The sequence below is a fragment of the Halopseudomonas salina genome (assembly GCF_008641105.1).
On the sequence record NZ_VTTI01000004.1, the window covers coordinates 341,616 to 357,258 of the forward strand.

Annotated in this window: 13 protein-coding genes; 4 read left to right on the top strand and 9 right to left on the bottom strand. The window is 57.5% G+C overall.

Annotated elements, in window-relative coordinates; all coding sequences use genetic code 11:
* Entirely contained in the window at positions 1-1,461 is a 1,461-nt protein-coding gene (locus FZF01_RS08985; protein WP_150277810.1) for an NAD-dependent succinate-semialdehyde dehydrogenase, read from the bottom strand.
* A gap of 179 nt (positions 1,462-1,640) precedes the next feature.
* Between FZF01_RS08985 and FZF01_RS08990 the strand changes: the two genes are divergently transcribed.
* A complete protein-coding gene (locus tag FZF01_RS08990; RefSeq protein ID WP_150277811.1) occupies positions 1,641-2,357 on the top strand; it encodes a YebC/PmpR family DNA-binding transcriptional regulator in 717 nt (238 codons plus the stop codon).
* A gap of 90 nt (positions 2,358-2,447) precedes the next feature.
* Positions 2,448-3,503 (top strand): endonuclease/exonuclease/phosphatase family protein, encoded by a 1,056-nt coding sequence (locus tag FZF01_RS08995; protein WP_150277812.1) that lies wholly within the window; start codon positions 2,448-2,450, stop codon positions 3,501-3,503.
* Positions 3,504-3,519: 16 nt separating this feature from the next.
* On the opposite strand, the gene FZF01_RS09000 is transcribed toward FZF01_RS08995, so the two are convergent.
* The 4 genes from FZF01_RS09000 to FZF01_RS09015 all read right to left on the bottom strand — a co-directional run bounded on the left by FZF01_RS09000 (position 3,520) and on the right by FZF01_RS09015 (position 7,135).
* A complete protein-coding gene (locus FZF01_RS09000) occupies positions 3,520-4,203 on the bottom strand; it encodes a glutathione S-transferase family protein (protein WP_223825448.1) in 684 nt (227 codons plus the stop codon).
* A gap of 111 nt (positions 4,204-4,314) precedes the next feature.
* Positions 4,315-5,004 carry an SDR family oxidoreductase gene (locus FZF01_RS09005; RefSeq protein WP_150277813.1) on the bottom strand — a complete coding sequence of 230 codons (690 nt, stop codon included), beginning with the start codon at positions 5,002-5,004 and terminating at the stop codon, positions 4,315-4,317.
* A 126-nt stretch (positions 5,005-5,130) separates the two neighbouring features.
* Positions 5,131-6,102, bottom strand: a complete 972-nt coding sequence (locus tag FZF01_RS09010; protein WP_150277814.1) for an NAD(P)H-dependent flavin oxidoreductase — start codon at positions 6,100-6,102, stop codon at positions 5,131-5,133.
* Positions 6,103-6,229: 127 nt separating this feature from the next.
* Positions 6,230-7,135, bottom strand: a complete 906-nt coding sequence (locus FZF01_RS09015; protein ID WP_150277815.1) for a mechanosensitive ion channel domain-containing protein — start codon at positions 7,133-7,135, stop codon at positions 6,230-6,232.
* 313 nt (positions 7,136-7,448) lie between these two features.
* Here FZF01_RS09015 and FZF01_RS09020 point away from each other — a divergent pair, with 313 nt between their 5' ends.
* Together FZF01_RS09020 and FZF01_RS09025 are read left to right on the top strand one after the other, a co-directional pair.
* Positions 7,449-8,675 (top strand): ATP-grasp domain-containing protein, encoded by a 1,227-nt coding sequence (locus FZF01_RS09020; RefSeq protein WP_150277816.1) that lies wholly within the window; start codon positions 7,449-7,451, stop codon positions 8,673-8,675.
* A gap of 59 nt (positions 8,676-8,734) precedes the next feature.
* Positions 8,735-10,756: a hypothetical protein gene (locus FZF01_RS09025; protein ID WP_150277817.1), complete on the top strand. Its 2,022-nt coding sequence runs from the start codon at positions 8,735-8,737 to the stop codon at positions 10,754-10,756.
* Between the two features lie 48 nt (positions 10,757-10,804).
* Here FZF01_RS09025 and FZF01_RS09030 read toward each other — a convergent pair whose 3' ends face one another.
* From FZF01_RS09030 to ctaD, 4 genes are all read right to left on the bottom strand, one after another.
* Positions 10,805-11,788, bottom strand: a complete 984-nt coding sequence (locus FZF01_RS09030) for an MBL fold metallo-hydrolase (protein WP_150277818.1) — start codon at positions 11,786-11,788, stop codon at positions 10,805-10,807.
* Between the two features lie 83 nt (positions 11,789-11,871).
* Positions 11,872-12,693, bottom strand: coding sequence for a cytochrome c oxidase assembly protein (locus FZF01_RS09035; RefSeq protein WP_150277819.1), 822 nt, complete (start codon positions 12,691-12,693; stop codon positions 11,872-11,874).
* Positions 12,690-13,049, bottom strand: a complete 360-nt coding sequence (locus tag FZF01_RS09040; RefSeq protein WP_150277820.1) for a hypothetical protein — start codon at positions 13,047-13,049, stop codon at positions 12,690-12,692. Before FZF01_RS09040 ends, FZF01_RS09035 begins: the two co-directional genes overlap by 4 nt.
* Entirely contained in the window at positions 13,049-15,580 is a 2,532-nt protein-coding gene (gene ctaD / locus FZF01_RS09045) for a cytochrome c oxidase subunit I (RefSeq protein ID WP_188434270.1), read from the bottom strand. Before ctaD ends, FZF01_RS09040 begins: the two co-directional genes overlap by 1 nt.
* Positions 15,581-15,643: the final 63 nt, after the last annotated feature.

Consider the following 15,643-nt stretch of genomic DNA (forward strand, 5'->3'; position numbering starts at 1 on the left):
TCACTCCGCGCCCATGCAGAGGTACTTCACCTCGGTATATTCATCCAGGCCGTAATGCGACCCTTCGCGTCCCAGACCAGAGGCTTTAACCCCGCCGAAGGGCGCAGCCGCATTGGATACAGCGCCTTCATTGACGCCGATGATGCCCGCTTCCAGCTCGTCAGCAACACGCCATATCCGATGAATATTCGTGCTGTAGAAATAGGCGGCCAGGCCGTAGGGCGTATCGTTGGCGATCTTCAGCGCTTCTTCCTCGGTATCGAATTTCATTACCGCAGCCAGGGGGCCAAAGGTTTCGTCCTCGCACAGCTCCATGTCCGGAGTCACATCGGTAATCAATACAGGGTGCACGTAGCTGCCGTTATCTGCTTCGGGCCTGGGTCCGGCAACATGGGTAGCGCCCTTCGACAACGCATCTTCGTAATGCCGCTTGACCTTGAGAGCAGCATCATGATTGATCAGAGCTGACTGGGTAACGCCCTCCTCGAAGCCATCACCGACCTTGAGCTTGCCCATTGCCTCGGCCAGCAATGAAACGAATTCATCGTGAACACTGGCTTGTACCAGGAACCGGTTGGCGCAAATGCAGGTCTGTCCGGTGTTGCGGAACTTGCTTACCATAGCCCCCTCGACGGCGCGCTTCAGATCAGCGTCGTCAAAAACGATAAAGGGTGCGTTACCGCCCAGCTCAAGGGATACCTTCTGGACATTGTCGGCGCACTGGGCCATCAACTTGCTACCCACTGAGGTCGAGCCGGTAAAGCTCAGCGTGCGCACCACAGGGCTGTCGGTAAAGACCTTGCCAATCATGCTGGACTTGCCGGTGACGACGTTGAAAACACCCGCCGGGATACCCGCTTCGTGAGCCAGTTCAGCAAGTGCCAGAGCGGTATAGGGCGTCGCTTCGGCCGGTTTGACGATCATTGAACAACCGGCAGCCAGCGCCGCACCGGCCTTGCGGGTGATCATCGCTGCTGGAAAGTTCCAGGGTGTAATGGCCGCCGTGACCCCCACCGGGTGACGGGTAACCACAATGTGCTGGCCCGGCTTGGCACCCGGAATCGTCTCACCGTATACCCGGCGAGCCTCTTCAGCGAACCAGCGGATAAAAGAAGCGGCATAGACGACTTCGCCACGGGACTCTTCCAGGGGTTTGCCCTGCTCCATGGTCATCAGGGAAGCGATATCCTCCTTGTGCTCCAGCATCAGATCATTCCAGCGCAGCAGCAGGTCTGCACGCTCCAGTGCCGTTTTCTTGCGCCAGATCTGAAAGCCGGCATCAGCCTGTACGATGGCTTCACCTATCTCGGCGGCACTCAGCGATGGAATGGTGCCCAGAATCTCCCCGTTTGCCGGGTTGTCGACCTTGACGGTTGCGCCATCGGCGGCATCTCGCCACTGCCCTCCAATGTAGCTTTGCTGGCGGAACAGTCGTTTGGCACTCAATCGGGAAAGGGACATTTTTCCTCCTTTGATTTTCTAGCGGTATTCAAACAAGTCTGATTTCAAGGTAGGCCGGTTTAACCCGAGACGCAATGCACAATCCCCAGCCCGCGGCCAAACCGTCTAAATCCATCGTAGCTCTGACCCGGATCTGCAGGTAAAATCGCGGCTTTGACGCCAATCAACGGGGCAATTCCATGGGTCGCGCTTACCAGAACCGCAAAGAATCGATGGCCAAGACGGCCGATGCCAAAACCAAGGTCTACAGCAAGTACGCTCGCGAGATCTACGTCACTGCCAAATCCGGCGGCGTCGACCCCACTGGCAATCTGGCCCTGCGCGGGCTGATCGAACGCGCCAAAAAAGATCAGGTACCAGCCCATGTGATCGACAAGGCGATAGACAAGGCCAAGGGTGGCGGTGGCGAGGACTTCTCGGTTGCACGCTATGAAGGCTTCGGGCCGGGGAACTGCATTGCCATCGTCGAGTGTCTGACCGATAACCCCAACCGCACCATTTCCGATGTGCGCAACTGCTTTACCAAGACCAAAAGCAAGATGGGTACACCGGGCAGTGTCAGCCACATGTTCGATCACTGCGCCATCCTGTCCTTTGCATCTGATGATGAAGAGGGTGTTCTGGAAGCACTGATGATGGCCGACGTCGATGTGACCGACATCGAGAACGAAAATGGCATGATAACTGTCTTTGCGGCCAATACCGATTACGGCAAGGCCAAGCAGGCACTGGCAGACAGCTATGGCGATATCGATTTTGCAGTCGACGAGATCCAGTTTCTGCCGCAGACATCAACTACGCTGGAAGGCGATGACGTTGCAATGTTCGAAAAATTCATCGACATGCTGAATGAACTCGACGACGTGCAGAACATCTACCACAACGCGGAAATCTGAAAACGCTGCTCCCGGGCCAGGCCAATGCACAATGCAACCTCCGGTGACTGAACAGGTTTCCTGCCAATTGCAGGGATAAGGGAGTTGCGCATGTTCGACCTGGCCGTTTTTACGCTCAGCATGGTATTGCTTGCAGTCACGCTGTTTGCCAGGATCCGTCTGCACAACTGGTGGTTACGCGCCTGTGAGTTTCCGCGGGTGCAGATTGCATCAGTTGCAGCCATCACCGCGCTGCTGTCACTGCTGGTCGGGGACCCTCTCCAACCCTACAGCCTGGCGGCCAGCCTGGTCGTGCTGACCCTGCAGCTCTGGCGAATTTACCCCTACACGCCCTTTGGTCCGCTGGAACTCAAGAACGCAGAGCCTGGTAACGACGATCGCTGCATCAAGCTGTTGATCTCCAATGTGCTGACGCCCAACCGCAACGCACAAGGGCTTATAAAGCAGATACTCAAGCATCAGCCCGACATCATCCTGACCCTGGAATCTGATGACTGGTGGGGCGAGCAGTTGCACGCAGCGCTGTCAGAGACCTGGCCCGAAGTAGTGAGTATTCCCCAGGATAATCTCTACGGCATGCACCTCTATTCCCGGTTGGAATTACAGGGCCTGGAGGTCAAGCGGCTGATCCAGGACGACATTCCCTCGATACACTGCTGGATCATTCTGAGAAGCGGCGAACGCGTGCGCCTGCATGCTCTGCATCCCCGCCCCCCGGCGCCGCAGGAAAGCGACACCAGCCTCTGGCGCGACGCTGAATTACTATTGGTTGGCAAGGAAATCCGCGATCACGCCGGACCCGCCTTGTTGATCGGCGATTTGAACGACGTCGCCTGGTCGCGTACCACCCGCATGTTCACCCGCGTCAGCGGCATGCTGGATCCGCGCCGGGGCCGGGGTATGTTTTCCACTTTTCATGCCGAGCACCGCCTGCTGCGCTGGCCGCTGGATCACATCTTTGTGACCGAGCACTTCACCCTGCGGCACATGGAACGACTTCAGGGGTTCGGATCTGACCACTTCCCCATTCTTGCCACCCTGTGCCACCGCCCTTCACGGAGTGATGAGCACGACAAGCCTGAACCTGACGGGAGTGACAAGGAAGATGCCCGGGAGACTATAAACGCTGCCCGGGAAGCCGCCTGAACCATCTCACGGCCCATCAGGACCGCAGATCTTCCATCCAGTCGCCGGCAAGATGGGCCTCCTGCTCGTGTCTTTCGTCCCGCCATTCCTCCCGCAACGCCGCCTCATACCATTCGCGCATGGCGGGGAGATCGAGCAATTGATCCACATACTCCAGCGCCGCGCCGGACATCGGCAAATCATAGGTCTGAATCCGGAAAGCGACCGGCGCAAAAGCCGCATCCACTGCAGTAAACTGATTCCCTGCCAGAAAAGGCCCACCAAAACGCTCAAGCCCCTGGTTCCACAGATCATCGATCCGATCAAGATCTCCCTGCAGTTCCGGTAATATCCCCGCCATACGCACTCGCAGTCCACAGTTCATGGTGCAAATACTGCGCAGGTGCGCAAAACCGGCGTGCATCTCGGCCGATGCGCACCGGGCCCATGCCCGCGCCTTCGCATGAATGGGCCACACCTGCGGATGCAGCTCGGCAAGATACTCGAAGATCGCCAGCGAATCCCAGACCACAATGTCGCCATGCGTCAGGCACGGCACCTTGCCGCTTGGCGAGAAGGTGCGATAAATAGCGGAGGTTGCGTCTCCGGCAAAGGGCATCAGACGTTCGTTGAAGGGGATCTGCAAGTGGCGCAACAACACCCAGGGCCTGAGAGACCAGGAGGAGTAGTTCTTGTTGGCTATGTAGAGGTCTGGAATCATGCTTGGCTGCTCCGTCAGAAATACATTCCGTGCGTACAGGGAAAGTATGCCCGAGAAAGATCAGCCAACGCACGCACTTCTATATTGGGGCGTGCCCGAGGCCCGGACGTGTTACTCCAGAGCTGGGGTTGGTCTTATCAGCACCTCGTTCACATCCACATGAGCCGGCTGAGACAGGGCATAGAGCACGGCCCTGGCAACATCCTCGGGCTGCAGAGCCCGCTCAGGCGGCTTGTCGAAAAAGGGCGTATCAACCATCCCCGGCTCGATCAGAGTGACGCGTATACCGCTTCCCCGCAGCTCTTCGCGCAAGCCGTATCCAATTGCCGAAACAGCCCACTTGGTCGCACTGTACATGGACCCGGGAATTGTCACTCGACCCGCTGCGGAGCCAGTCATCAAGATATGCCCACGAGTCTTGCGCAGTGCAGGAAGACAGGCCTGCACGGTCATACCCACGCCCAGCACATTGGTCAGGATCATGTCGCGCCACACGGCGGGATCGGCTTTGGAGAATCCACCCGGCTCACCACCACGCCCGGCATTGGCAAAAATCGCATCAATTTGCCCAAAGGCGCGCTCTGCTTCCGCGGCCAGCCTGAGTTGATCATCCTGGCTTTGCACATCGCAGGCGACGGTGATCACGCGCTCTGCCCCGCCGAGCTCTTGCTGCAAGCCGTGTAACTTGTCTGCTGAACGCGCTGCCAGCACCAGCCGATAGCCAGCCTTTGCGGCTTCTCTGGCTGTGGCGGCGCCAATACCGGAGGAGGCTCCAGTGATTAACAGGACGGGATCAGTCATGCGTGTCTCCTTGCATTCGATTGGTTTCAGCTTGGACGCCGTATCGAAGAAGCAGTTCGCACACATTTGCAAAGGAATACTGCAAGGTGTGACAGGCAGCCCCAAAGGGCTGCCTGCGAAAGGGCATCAGAGCATCGAGTTGAGGCGCTGACGAATCAGTGCGTCCGCTTCGCCCATGATGCGATCGAGCAGCTGCTGGCAGGTCGGAATATCATGGATCAAACCTGCGACCATGCCGCATGACCAGGCACCAATCTCCATCTCGCCTTCCTTCATGATGCGCGGATAGACTCCGGCAACTTCATCGATGATGTCCTTGAACTGCAGGTCCGCGCCCAGGCGCTTTTCTTTCTCGATAATGCGTTCAACCGCTGCGTTATTGAGAACGCGCTCGGTATTGCGCAACGGCCGCATGACCAGGCGGGTATCGAGCTCGCTGGCAGCCACAATGGCTTGCTTGACGTTCTCGTGCACGGGCGCTTCCTGGGTAGCAATGAAGCGCGTGCCCATGTTCATGCCCTCGGCGCCCAACGCCATGGCCGCAACCAGCGAGCGACCATCAGCCATACCGCCTGATGCAACGAAGGGAATCTCCAGCTCATCGGCTGCACGGGGCAACAGGATCATGTTTGGAATATCGTCTTCACCAGGGTGACCACCGCACTCGAAGCCATCGACCGAAACCGCGTCGCAGCCGATTGACTGGGCCTTGAGTGCATGGCGGACCGACGTGCACTTGTGTATCACCTTGATCCCGGCGTCCTTGAGCAGTGGCATGTACTGTTCCGGGCTACGGCCGGCAGTTTCGACATATTTGACCCCACCGTCGATAATCGCCTTGATATAGCCAGGATAGTCAGGCGTGTTCAGCGAGGGCAGAAAGGTCAGATTGACTGCAAAAGGCTTGTCGGTCATGTCCCGGCAACGGGCAATTTCATTGGCCAGATCCGCAGCGGTTTTTTGCGTCAGACCGGTGATGGTACCCAGCCCCCCTGCATTGGAGACTGCTGCTGCAAGCTCGGCAAAGCCGACATAGTGCATGCCGCCCTGGATGATAGGGTGCTGGATGCCGAACAATTCAGTAATACGGGTTTTCACGATCAGTTGCCTCTTGTGATGGGGTTCCGGCGGGTGCCGGGATGAATAAAACCTTTGCTGACGCTAATTTCGCGGGCCGTAAATTGCAAGCTTTTGCCCGCCAACGCCCAGTGCGGAGCCTTCAGGGTCAGATGTCGCCGGCATCCTCGACACGTGATGGCTCCGCTATCCGGGCCCTCGGTTCATGGTGAGCAGGGAGAAAGTCATGTTCGGCAAACACATCGCTGAGAATCGCCTGTTCGATAAAACTCCGCTCCCCGACCTTCACCGGCACTCTGACAACCAGGTGCATGGCCTCCGGCGCCGGGACTTGCAGCGTGACCCTCGGCTCTACCGCGGGCACAGCCAGACCGCGGTTGGCACTCACCCGAGTCATGAAGGTTCTTACCTGTTCGAGATAAGGAGCACAGTGTCGATTAGCTGATTCCAGACAAGCCCGCTGCGCCGAGCGCCAGTCATCTCCCCGCCGGAACGGGATGCTGAAGACGTGAAATCCATAATTATCAGTAAAGCTTTCATTGATCACCGGCTCGGAGACAAACAACGCATTGGGAATAACGATCATCCTGCCCGTGCGTTGCTGCAATGCGCCGGGACCCACCTCAAGAACCGTCGTGGCCAGCAGGCTCTGGTCAATCACATCACCGCGAAACTCCTTGACCTGAATACGGTCTCCCAGGTTGAAGGACCGTGACCCGCTTTTAAGCAGAGAGCCGGTCAGGCACAGGATCAACTCCTTTGTCGCGACGACAAAGGCCACTGCGATTGCGACTATCGACAGTGCCAGCGTGCGCAACTCGTCACCCCAGATGATCACCAGGCCAAGGAGCGTAAGCAAAAGGAAAGCATTCCGCGAGTTAACCAGCCAGCGGCCCCTTAATTCGGGGGATGCAACCGTCCGCCGTATGAAGCGAGCGGTCAGCGAACGGGCTACCAGAACCACGACAAGCAACAATGCAGTACTGATCAGCAATCGCAAAATCCCGTCCGCGAGTACGACCCCCTCAGGTAACAGATTCACGCCCTCCAGCATTACCCCACCCCAAACATGAACATTGTGCAGCGAATCATCCTTGGCTGCCGATCAGCCGTCAATGTCGATGTCTTCGCATCGCTCTACCGGCATGAAAGAACACGACCGGAACTTGTGTGCCCCATCGGCTTCATACCAATAGAGCCCGAACAGATGACAATAATATTTCGCTCTCGAATCATTTGATAACGACCTAACACCGCAAACCATATGCAGGTACGGTTAGCCTAGACCTCTTCTATGGTGTATAGTAATTACACATCTAAATTATACATTGAACGGGACAAGCTCCCGATCGCAAAGGAGGTCGCATATGAAGAAGGATCCAACCAAGGGTTTTATTGCTCTGCTCGGCTGGGCGCCCAACGCTGTTGAAGCCGCAGCCACCTTTGACCGTCGCTATGTAGTAGTCGCACCCGAATGGGCCGAGGACTACTGTAAAGAGCACGATATCCCCTACGTGGCCTGGAACTTCGAGCGCCTCAACGACCGGTCCATGGAAATAGCTCAGACGCTCAAGGACATGGGCGTGGATGTATCCATCCCATTATTCGAAGAGACCGTTGAGTGGGCCGGGGCGATCAACTCCGTCCTGCTGGATAATCCACGCCTGTTCGGCCAGTCAATGCTGATGCGTGACAAGTCGCTGATGAAGCGTCGTGCACAGCTTGGTGGCATTCGCGTTGGCATCTTCGAGGAAGCCCACGATCGCGGCGATGTGATCCGCTTCCTCAAGCGCGTCAACCAGACCCTGCTCAAGCTTGATGGCGATCCGAACGATCCGATCCACGTCAAGGCGTTCGACAAGGCGGGTTGTCTCGGTCACCGGGTCATTCGCACACCGGATGACGTGGATGCGATCCCTGACGAGGAGTTCCCATCCCTGATGGAGTCCCACCTCGATGGCTGGGAATTTGCGGTCGAGGCCTGGATTCACGATGGCAAGATTCGCTTTCTGAACATCTCCGAGTATGTACGTCTTGGTTATTCGGTACACGTTCCCGCATCACCCAAGCTGGAAGAGTATCGTCCGCAGATCGTCAAGCAGATCGAGAAGCTGATCAAAACCTTCGACATCGAATTCGGGATGATTCACCCCGAGTATTTCGTGACCAGCGACGGCGAGATGTACTTTGGTGAGGTGGCCTACCGTCCGCCGGGCTTCAAGGTATTCGAGCTGCTTGAGCGCGTGTACAAGGGTTTCAATGCTTATCATGCGAGCATGCTGGTATTCGATCCGAAATCCACCGAAGAGGAAGTCCAAGCCTACTTCCCCAAGGAGATCGAGGACGCCGATGGGTACGCCGGTTGCTTTGGTGTCTATCCGCGCCGCCGCGTAGTCAGCAAGCTCGAAATTCCTGCTGAAACCGAGGATCACCCCTATTTCGAGTCACACGAGCTGACGACACCGCTTGAAGAGATGGTAACCAAGCGCACCGCATTCGGAACCCATTGGGGCCTGATCTATTTCAAGGGCGACAACGCCGAGGAAATGCACAAGTTGCTCGCGCGTCAGGAAGAACTGGACTTCTACGTATAGCGCTCAGCGCATCCGGTCCCTATCATGGGCGGCAATGAGAATGAATAGGGAGTGTGTGCGTGGTCGAGCAGAATACGCAAAATCCGCCAGATGACGGCAAGCTTGCGTTGTTGTTGTCCCGGTTTGACGAAGCCCTTGAGCTGCTGGATCGCGCCCCCGAGTTTGCCAAGCCAGGCAAGCTCGGCCGGGTATTCGACACCGCGCGGAGGGTAATGATGGTAGCCGGTGGCTGTGCGCAGCTTGAATCGCGCGCAGCCATGCTGGAGTCCGCAGGAATTTTCGCCGGCTCCGACTGGGCCAGCCCCGAAACACTGGTGCCGGCCCTCACTCCCCAGACCCTGTCGAGTGCTGATCCCCATACGCTGGTGATTGAAGCGTTGAGCGAGCTCAGACTGCTGGCTGTAGCCCGCGGCGAATTTGTTCACCCGGTTGTGTCTTCCGAGCATGCACATCATTTTCTTACTCAGGTACTGGCAAGCAACCTTGCGTTACTGTTCTCACCCTTGAGTGAAGCCGAGCGTGAAACTCAGGGACGTCTAGCCGAGCTGCCACGTAACCTGCTGCAGCATCTGGCAGCTTCAATCGGCTATCAACACATTATTGACCAGTTGATTGGCGAGATCTGGCGCATCCTGCAGCAACGGCCCATTCAGGTTGACCCGGTAAAACGGATGATTACCCAGATTGCCCTGTGTCAGGCCAATCCCGACATTGATCTGGGCAACAGCGGACAGGGCGCCGACCGCCTGGTAAGCAGCCTGTTCGGTCCGACCCATGCATGCCGAGAAGACCCGGGTATCGAAATCTACCAGGAACGTCTCGATTACATGGACCACGCCGCGCTGCAAAGCGAAGCGACCGGTTTTGCCCGGGCCATGCACGATACCGGTCTGGCCTCTGCCTATCACGCCGTTCTAATGCGTCACCTGCTTAACCAGGCGGAGCATTTGCTGGCTGAGGCCATGGGGCTGTCGGCCACCGGAAGAGACTGTCTTCTGTGTTATCGCGAGCTGGTCCTGGCACTGATCGACAAGGGTGTACATCCGGGTACTCCGCAGGCGATCTACGGTCTGGCCCTGATGCTGGAGCGCGGCATTCTGTTTCAGTTGCCGGTTGCCCCTGCCATGTGGCGGCAGCTCGGCTTACCCTTGTCGGACTGGTCACGGGAGCGGCTGACCATGGCGTTCGGCACCGCCGTACCAGCTGAGGCACTGTTGTTGGAGGGGGTTCTATGTATGCTGGGCCTGCCCCTCGGCGTAGGCCAGGGCAACAACCCGACCTGTCAGTCTGCACGGGCATTATCGATGTGGGCCTACAACGACCCGGATTATCTTCTGCAAATGGTGACCTGGGCGGCGCGCGATGATGAGATCATCATGCACTTCGAAGGGCAGCCAATTTCCTCACAGGAAAGCCTGAGTGGCGTGGCTACCACCTTGCCGATCGACCTGGATGCAGTTTCACTATTGGTGGTGCCGCATCTGGACCGCATCTACGCTGAAATGGGGCGACGCTGTATCGGTCGTGAGGGCGACCCGCATCGCTGGGTCAATCCCGAGTTCCATGGCTGGTGGGCAGGTCGTGGCTTCCGATTGAATGTTGATGTCCCGACGGGCCATCTGGTTGATCTGGATGATTTTATCCGGCACTTCTATGCCGCCTATCATCCGTATCACAATGGCAATCAGCCGCTGATTCACCCCCAACCGGCGGGCATCGCAGTTACCGATAGCGCTGCGCGCTTCATCGGCTGGCACGCCATCACCATATTGCGGGTCAATCTGGATCAGACCGATGAGATGCGCCTGTATTTCTACAATCCGAACAATGACAGCGGGCAGAATTGGGGCGACGGCGTAGAGGTCAGTACCGCAGGCCACGGCGAACGCTTCGGAGAGGCTTCACTACCCTTCGCACAGTTTCTGTCCAGGCTGTACATTTTTCACTACGACCCTCTCGAGCACGGTGAACCCGCGTCCGTCACCCGCGAGGAGCTGGATGAAGTCATCGGTTATATACAGCGCAGCTGGGGCGCCGGACGCATGCCAGATGCCCCTCTTGAGCCTCCTGTCACTACATGATGGGTTCCCGGCGCCAGCAGCAATTGCTGGCGCCCCATCAACCTTGGATCAGCGATCCGACCGTAGCGGCCCGAACTCTAGCGGCACCCAGGAGAATGCCGCCCCTTCGCGGCGAACATGACCCAGGCCAGGGAAAGGCAAATGCGCTCCCGCCACCCAGAACCGGTTACGTGCAGCCTCGTTAAATACATCCTTGCGGGTGGCCAGCGCCGCCTCACTGTCGACGTCGAACTCGATCGTCACATCCGGGCGAGCAAATTGCACCGTATGACTATGCACAATATCGCCCCAGACCATCAGGTCCTGCCCCTCAGATTGAAACAGGTAGGCATTGTGCCCAGGCGTGTGGCCGTTCGTGGGTACAGTTCGCACGCCGGGCATCAGTTCGGTATCACGCCCGTACTTCTGCAATCGCTTTTGCGCCACATAGGGCTCTACGGCCGCCTGAGCCATCTTGAAAAACGGTTGGGCGCTGTCCGGCATGGTCGCTGTCAATTCTTCATCCAGCCAGTAAGCGGCTTCTGCGCGAGGCACGTGTACCGTGGCGTTGGGGTAGGTTGCCGATCCGTCGCTGTTGCGCAAACCACAGGCGTGATCCGGATGCAGGTGCGTCAACAACACCATACTGACCTGCTCGACAGTGTAGCCGGAGGCTTTCAGATTGGATGCAACATTGCCGAGGGTCGGTCCGAAACACTGCGCAGCGCCCACATCGACCAGAATCAGCTCGGTACCCGTGTTGACCAGATAAGCGTTGACCGCTGTTTGTACTCCGTCATCGGCTGAAACGAACATCCGCGTGAAAAGCGTTTGCAGGTTATCTGCATCAATGCCCTTGAGTAGCGCCGGATCCAGATCAACATACCCATCGTAAAGTGCAGTTACTTCAAATTCGCCCAGATTCATGCGGTAGTAGCCAGGCACTTGCTCTTGTTGCCTGGGAACCGGTTGCGCTTGTGCAAAAGAGGAAAACAGCGTCAGACCGGCTGCAGCCAGCCCAATGGAACGAATCAAAGGGTGTTTCAGACTCATCAGACTTCTCCGTGCCACTTTATGGTGCTCAAGCATCGGATCTTTTGCAGCACTGTGCAAGTCGGGGCAAAACGCACCAGCAGCTAATCGGTCGCACCCGTGTTTCGATAAATGTCACGGAACCAGCGATAGCCCACCCACGCAGCAGCCAGCAGGTAAGGGACAGCGCCTGGCACCCACATGATCAAGCCGGCCAATTGCTGATCTTCCAGGCTCCGCGACTCTCCGTACAGCGGCGCCTGGGCAAATGTCAGCAAAGCCCCCAGAAAACCGGTGTGCATTAGAGTGAGCAACAAAGCAAACAGCGACCAATGCACATTCCGCCGCTTGCCCTGCAAGACCGCCCACCAGAACAATCCGGCTGTCAGTAGAAACATGCCGTGCTCCACCACATGCCACCAGGGATTATCCAGCGCCAGTTGGTAGAACCGCGGCGTATGCCAGAACCACACCGTCAGGCCATGCAGGTAGGCGGTAAGCATCGGATGCCGGGGCAGGCGCAGAAAGGGGGTCCAGCAGCTGACTAGCCATCGCCCTCCCCCCGCGACGAGCTGGCTCAAAGGACTGCTGAGCACCCACAAAGGGGCGATCACAACCATGAACAACATGTGCTGGATCATGTGGGCGGTAGTACTGGTTTCCGCCCATTCGTCCAGCGGCCCGACCACGGCAAAAAAACTCAGCAGCATTGCCACATGAAAAAAGATCGGGTGCCAGACAGGTGCGGCCCTGCGCACTGATCCAAGGATGTAGAAAATCCAGAAAATACTCAAGATGGCTGCACCCAGCAATATGGATATCCGCTCCTCCAGGCTGCCCGATAGCGGGCTGTGAGCCCAAGCCGGGATGCTCGTGCTACCAAGCACAAACACGCTCAGCCAGAGGATTGCGCGCGGCCTGGTCACACGCACGGGGCCAACATAACGGCCGGCAATGCCACTGCCAGGGTCGCAAAAGCTCCCACCAGGTAAACCCCCGCAGCGGCGCTGGCGATAAAGCGCTGATTGTCCCGCTCCCTGGCGGACAGGCATTGTGCTGCCGACCGGACTGCCCAGCAACGACGGGCACAAAACAAAAGGAACAGCGATAACGCCATGCCAAGGACAAGCACCAGAGCGTTGACCCAGGTCATAACGCCCTGGTCCGGGCTCGGCGGCGCCAGTTTGCAGACAACTCCCAGCCCGCCATACAGACTGACGAACCAGGCGCTCCAGACGATCAGCCCGAAAAACATCTGCAAAGGATGGGATGGTGAAAACATCAGCTCCCTCCCCAGGCCATGGGTAGCAGAACAAAGGCCGCAAAACTCATCCAGAAGACACCCAGCGTATACAGCCAGAACGGGCCAATCACGACGGGCTCATAGGGTATTTGTGCGCTCACATAACCCAGCCTGAGACGCACCGCCTGAAGCGCCGTGAGGATCACAGCCAGCCCACTATGGATCAACTGGTAGAGGACCATTACGGTCAGCACTGCATCGTGCGCTGTCTGCGTAGGCTGCAACGGCGCATCCAGCAATATCCAGAGCAATAACAATACATGCGCGGCACCTAGCAAGCTCACCAACCAGAACATACTACCCAGCCTGTCGGCATTACGCTTGCGTAGCCGCGTCAGGCCCCGGCCGTAGAGCAGCACCGCCAGCGTCAGCAGCACGCCACTGGCCACCAGCGGCATAAGGGCCAGGGGCCCGTTTTCAGGCACAGTCCACAGGGGTGAGGCGGTCCAAAGATAAAACCAGCCGAACAACAAGGACAGATACAGCGTACCGTTAGCCATCAACGAAACCACCATACCCCACAGCCCAGGGCCGTCGAAGGTCCTCGAATGCAGTGGCGGATCGGTGGGATCATCTTCACGCAGGGGCGTCACTGACGGATGGCCTCCGTTGTGCCAACTCCAGCGCAGCAACAGAAAGACCGCAGCCACTGTCGACAGCACGGCGACAAGATAGGCCTTGACGAGCAAACTGATACACAGCACGCCGATTGCCACAGCGCACTGCAATGGTATCCAGGAATTGGATGGCAGGTTAATAATCTCACGGACCTTGCCTGTAATAGCGTCCGAGCCCCATGTGTCACGGCGATTGTGCTGAATTTCAGCCAGGCCATGCTGCCCCGAGGCTATGGTTTGCGGCAGATCGGTGTTTTCCCACATGGGATGGCGGGTTTCTACGGTGGGCAGACTGGCAAAATTATAGGTGGGGACCGGCATGGGCATGGCCCATTCCAGCGTGTCCGCATTCCAGGGATTGAGGGTTGCTCTTTTGCCGAAACGAAAATGCAATGCGATATCCAGAATGACCGCCGCGACACCGATAGCCATGACAAATCCACCGATCGACGAGATCAGATTCAACCATCCCCAGCCCATTTCGGCTTCGTAGGTATAGATCCGCCGCGGCATACCCAGCAGGCCGGTGAGGTGCATGATCAGGAAGGTCAGATTGAATCCGATGAAAACCAGCCAGAAACCCCAGCGGCCCAGGGTATCTGAAGGCATCCGTCCCGAGACATGGGGCAGCCAGTAATAGAGGCCGGCAACCATGGGAAACAGCATCCCGCCAACCAGCACATAGTGCATGTGGGCGACCACAAAATGGGTGTCATGTACCTGCCAGTCGAACGGCACCAGCGCCAGCATCACCCCGGTCAGCCCGCCATTGACGAAGATTACGATGAAACCCAGTATCCACAGCATAGGCAGGTGAAATACCACTCGTCCCGCCCAGAGCGTCGCCAACCAGGCGAAAACCTGAATCCCCGTAGGGATCGCTACCAGCATGCTTGCCACGGAAAAGAATGATAACGCCAGTTGCGGGATACCCACCGTAAACATGTGGTGGACCCACAAACCAAAGCTGAGAAAACCCATGAGGATGATGCCCACCACGATCCAGCGGTATCCCACCAACGGGTGCTGGGCAAAAACGGGTATGAGTGTGGATACGATGCCCGCAGCGGGCAGAAACAGGATATAGACCTCAGGATGTCCGAACAGCCAGAACAGGTGTTGCCATAACAGCGGGTCCCCTCCCCCGGCCACTTCGAAGAACACCATACCGGCAGCACGCTCGAGCTCCAGCAGTATGCTGCCGAGAATAAGCGGTGGAAATCCGAAGATGATCATCAAGGCCATTGCCAGGATGTACCAGCAGAAGACCGGCATCTTGCTCAGGGCCATCCCCCGGGTTCGCGTGCGCAGGATAGACACCACGAGCTCCACACCCGCCGACAGGGCGGAAATCTCCACGAATGTGATGCCAAGCAGCCAGAAGTCAGAGCCGGGCCCAGGCGAGTAATTTGCACTGCTCAGCGGCGTATACATGAACCAGCCGGTATCCGGCGCAATATTCATTACCAGGCTGGACAGGATGATCAGCCCGCCAAAAAGATAGCAGTAATAACCCAATGCGCTCAGCCGCGGAAAAACCAGATCCCGCGCTCCGATCATCTTGGGAATCAGATACATTGCCATACCTTCCAACACCGGAATGGCAAAGAGAAACATCATCACTGTGCCATGCATGGTGAACAGCTGGTTATACAGCTCGATACCGACAATATCCTGTTCGGGTAACGCCAGTTGTGTGCGAATGAGCATCGCCAGCAATCCACCCACCAGGAAGAACATGAACCCGGTAACAATGAACCGCAGGCCGATCGTCGTGTGATTAACCGCCGACAGTGCCCGCCAGCCTGGAAGATTGCCCCACACACGGTCGAAGGTCCTATGGCGTTCCTGGTTACTTTGAATCAGTGGATCTGTCATCTGGTCAGGCTTCATGCAACCCTCTCCCCAATTGCCGGTCCAAATGCTGGATAGCTGCCACAATGAGCATTGCTAACC

Coding starts and splice junctions, on each gene's coding strand:
- FZF01_RS09030 (WP_150277818.1), bottom strand. CDS start 11,788: ATGAGTCTGAAACACCCTTTGATTCGTTCCATTGGGCTGGCTGCAGCC.
- ctaD (WP_188434270.1), bottom strand. CDS start 15,580: ATGAAGCCTGACCAGATGACAGATCCACTGATTCAAAGTAACCAGGAA.
- FZF01_RS08990 (WP_150277811.1), top strand. CDS start 1,641: ATGGGTCGCGCTTACCAGAACCGCAAAGAATCGATGGCCAAGACGGCC.
- FZF01_RS09040 (WP_150277820.1), bottom strand. CDS start 13,049: ATGTTTTCACCATCCCATCCTTTGCAGATGTTTTTCGGGCTGATCGTC.
- FZF01_RS09020 (WP_150277816.1), top strand. CDS start 7,449: ATGAAGAAGGATCCAACCAAGGGTTTTATTGCTCTGCTCGGCTGGGCG.
- FZF01_RS09005 (WP_150277813.1), bottom strand. CDS start 5,004: ATGACTGATCCCGTCCTGTTAATCACTGGAGCCTCCTCCGGTATTGGC.
- FZF01_RS09015 (WP_150277815.1), bottom strand. CDS start 7,135: ATGCTGGAGGGCGTGAATCTGTTACCTGAGGGGGTCGTACTCGCGGAC.
- FZF01_RS08995 (WP_150277812.1), top strand. CDS start 2,448: ATGTTCGACCTGGCCGTTTTTACGCTCAGCATGGTATTGCTTGCAGTC.
- FZF01_RS09000 (WP_223825448.1), bottom strand. CDS start 4,203: ATGATTCCAGACCTCTACATAGCCAACAAGAACTACTCCTCCTGGTCT.
- FZF01_RS08985 (WP_150277810.1), bottom strand. CDS start 1,461: ATGTCCCTTTCCCGATTGAGTGCCAAACGACTGTTCCGCCAGCAAAGC.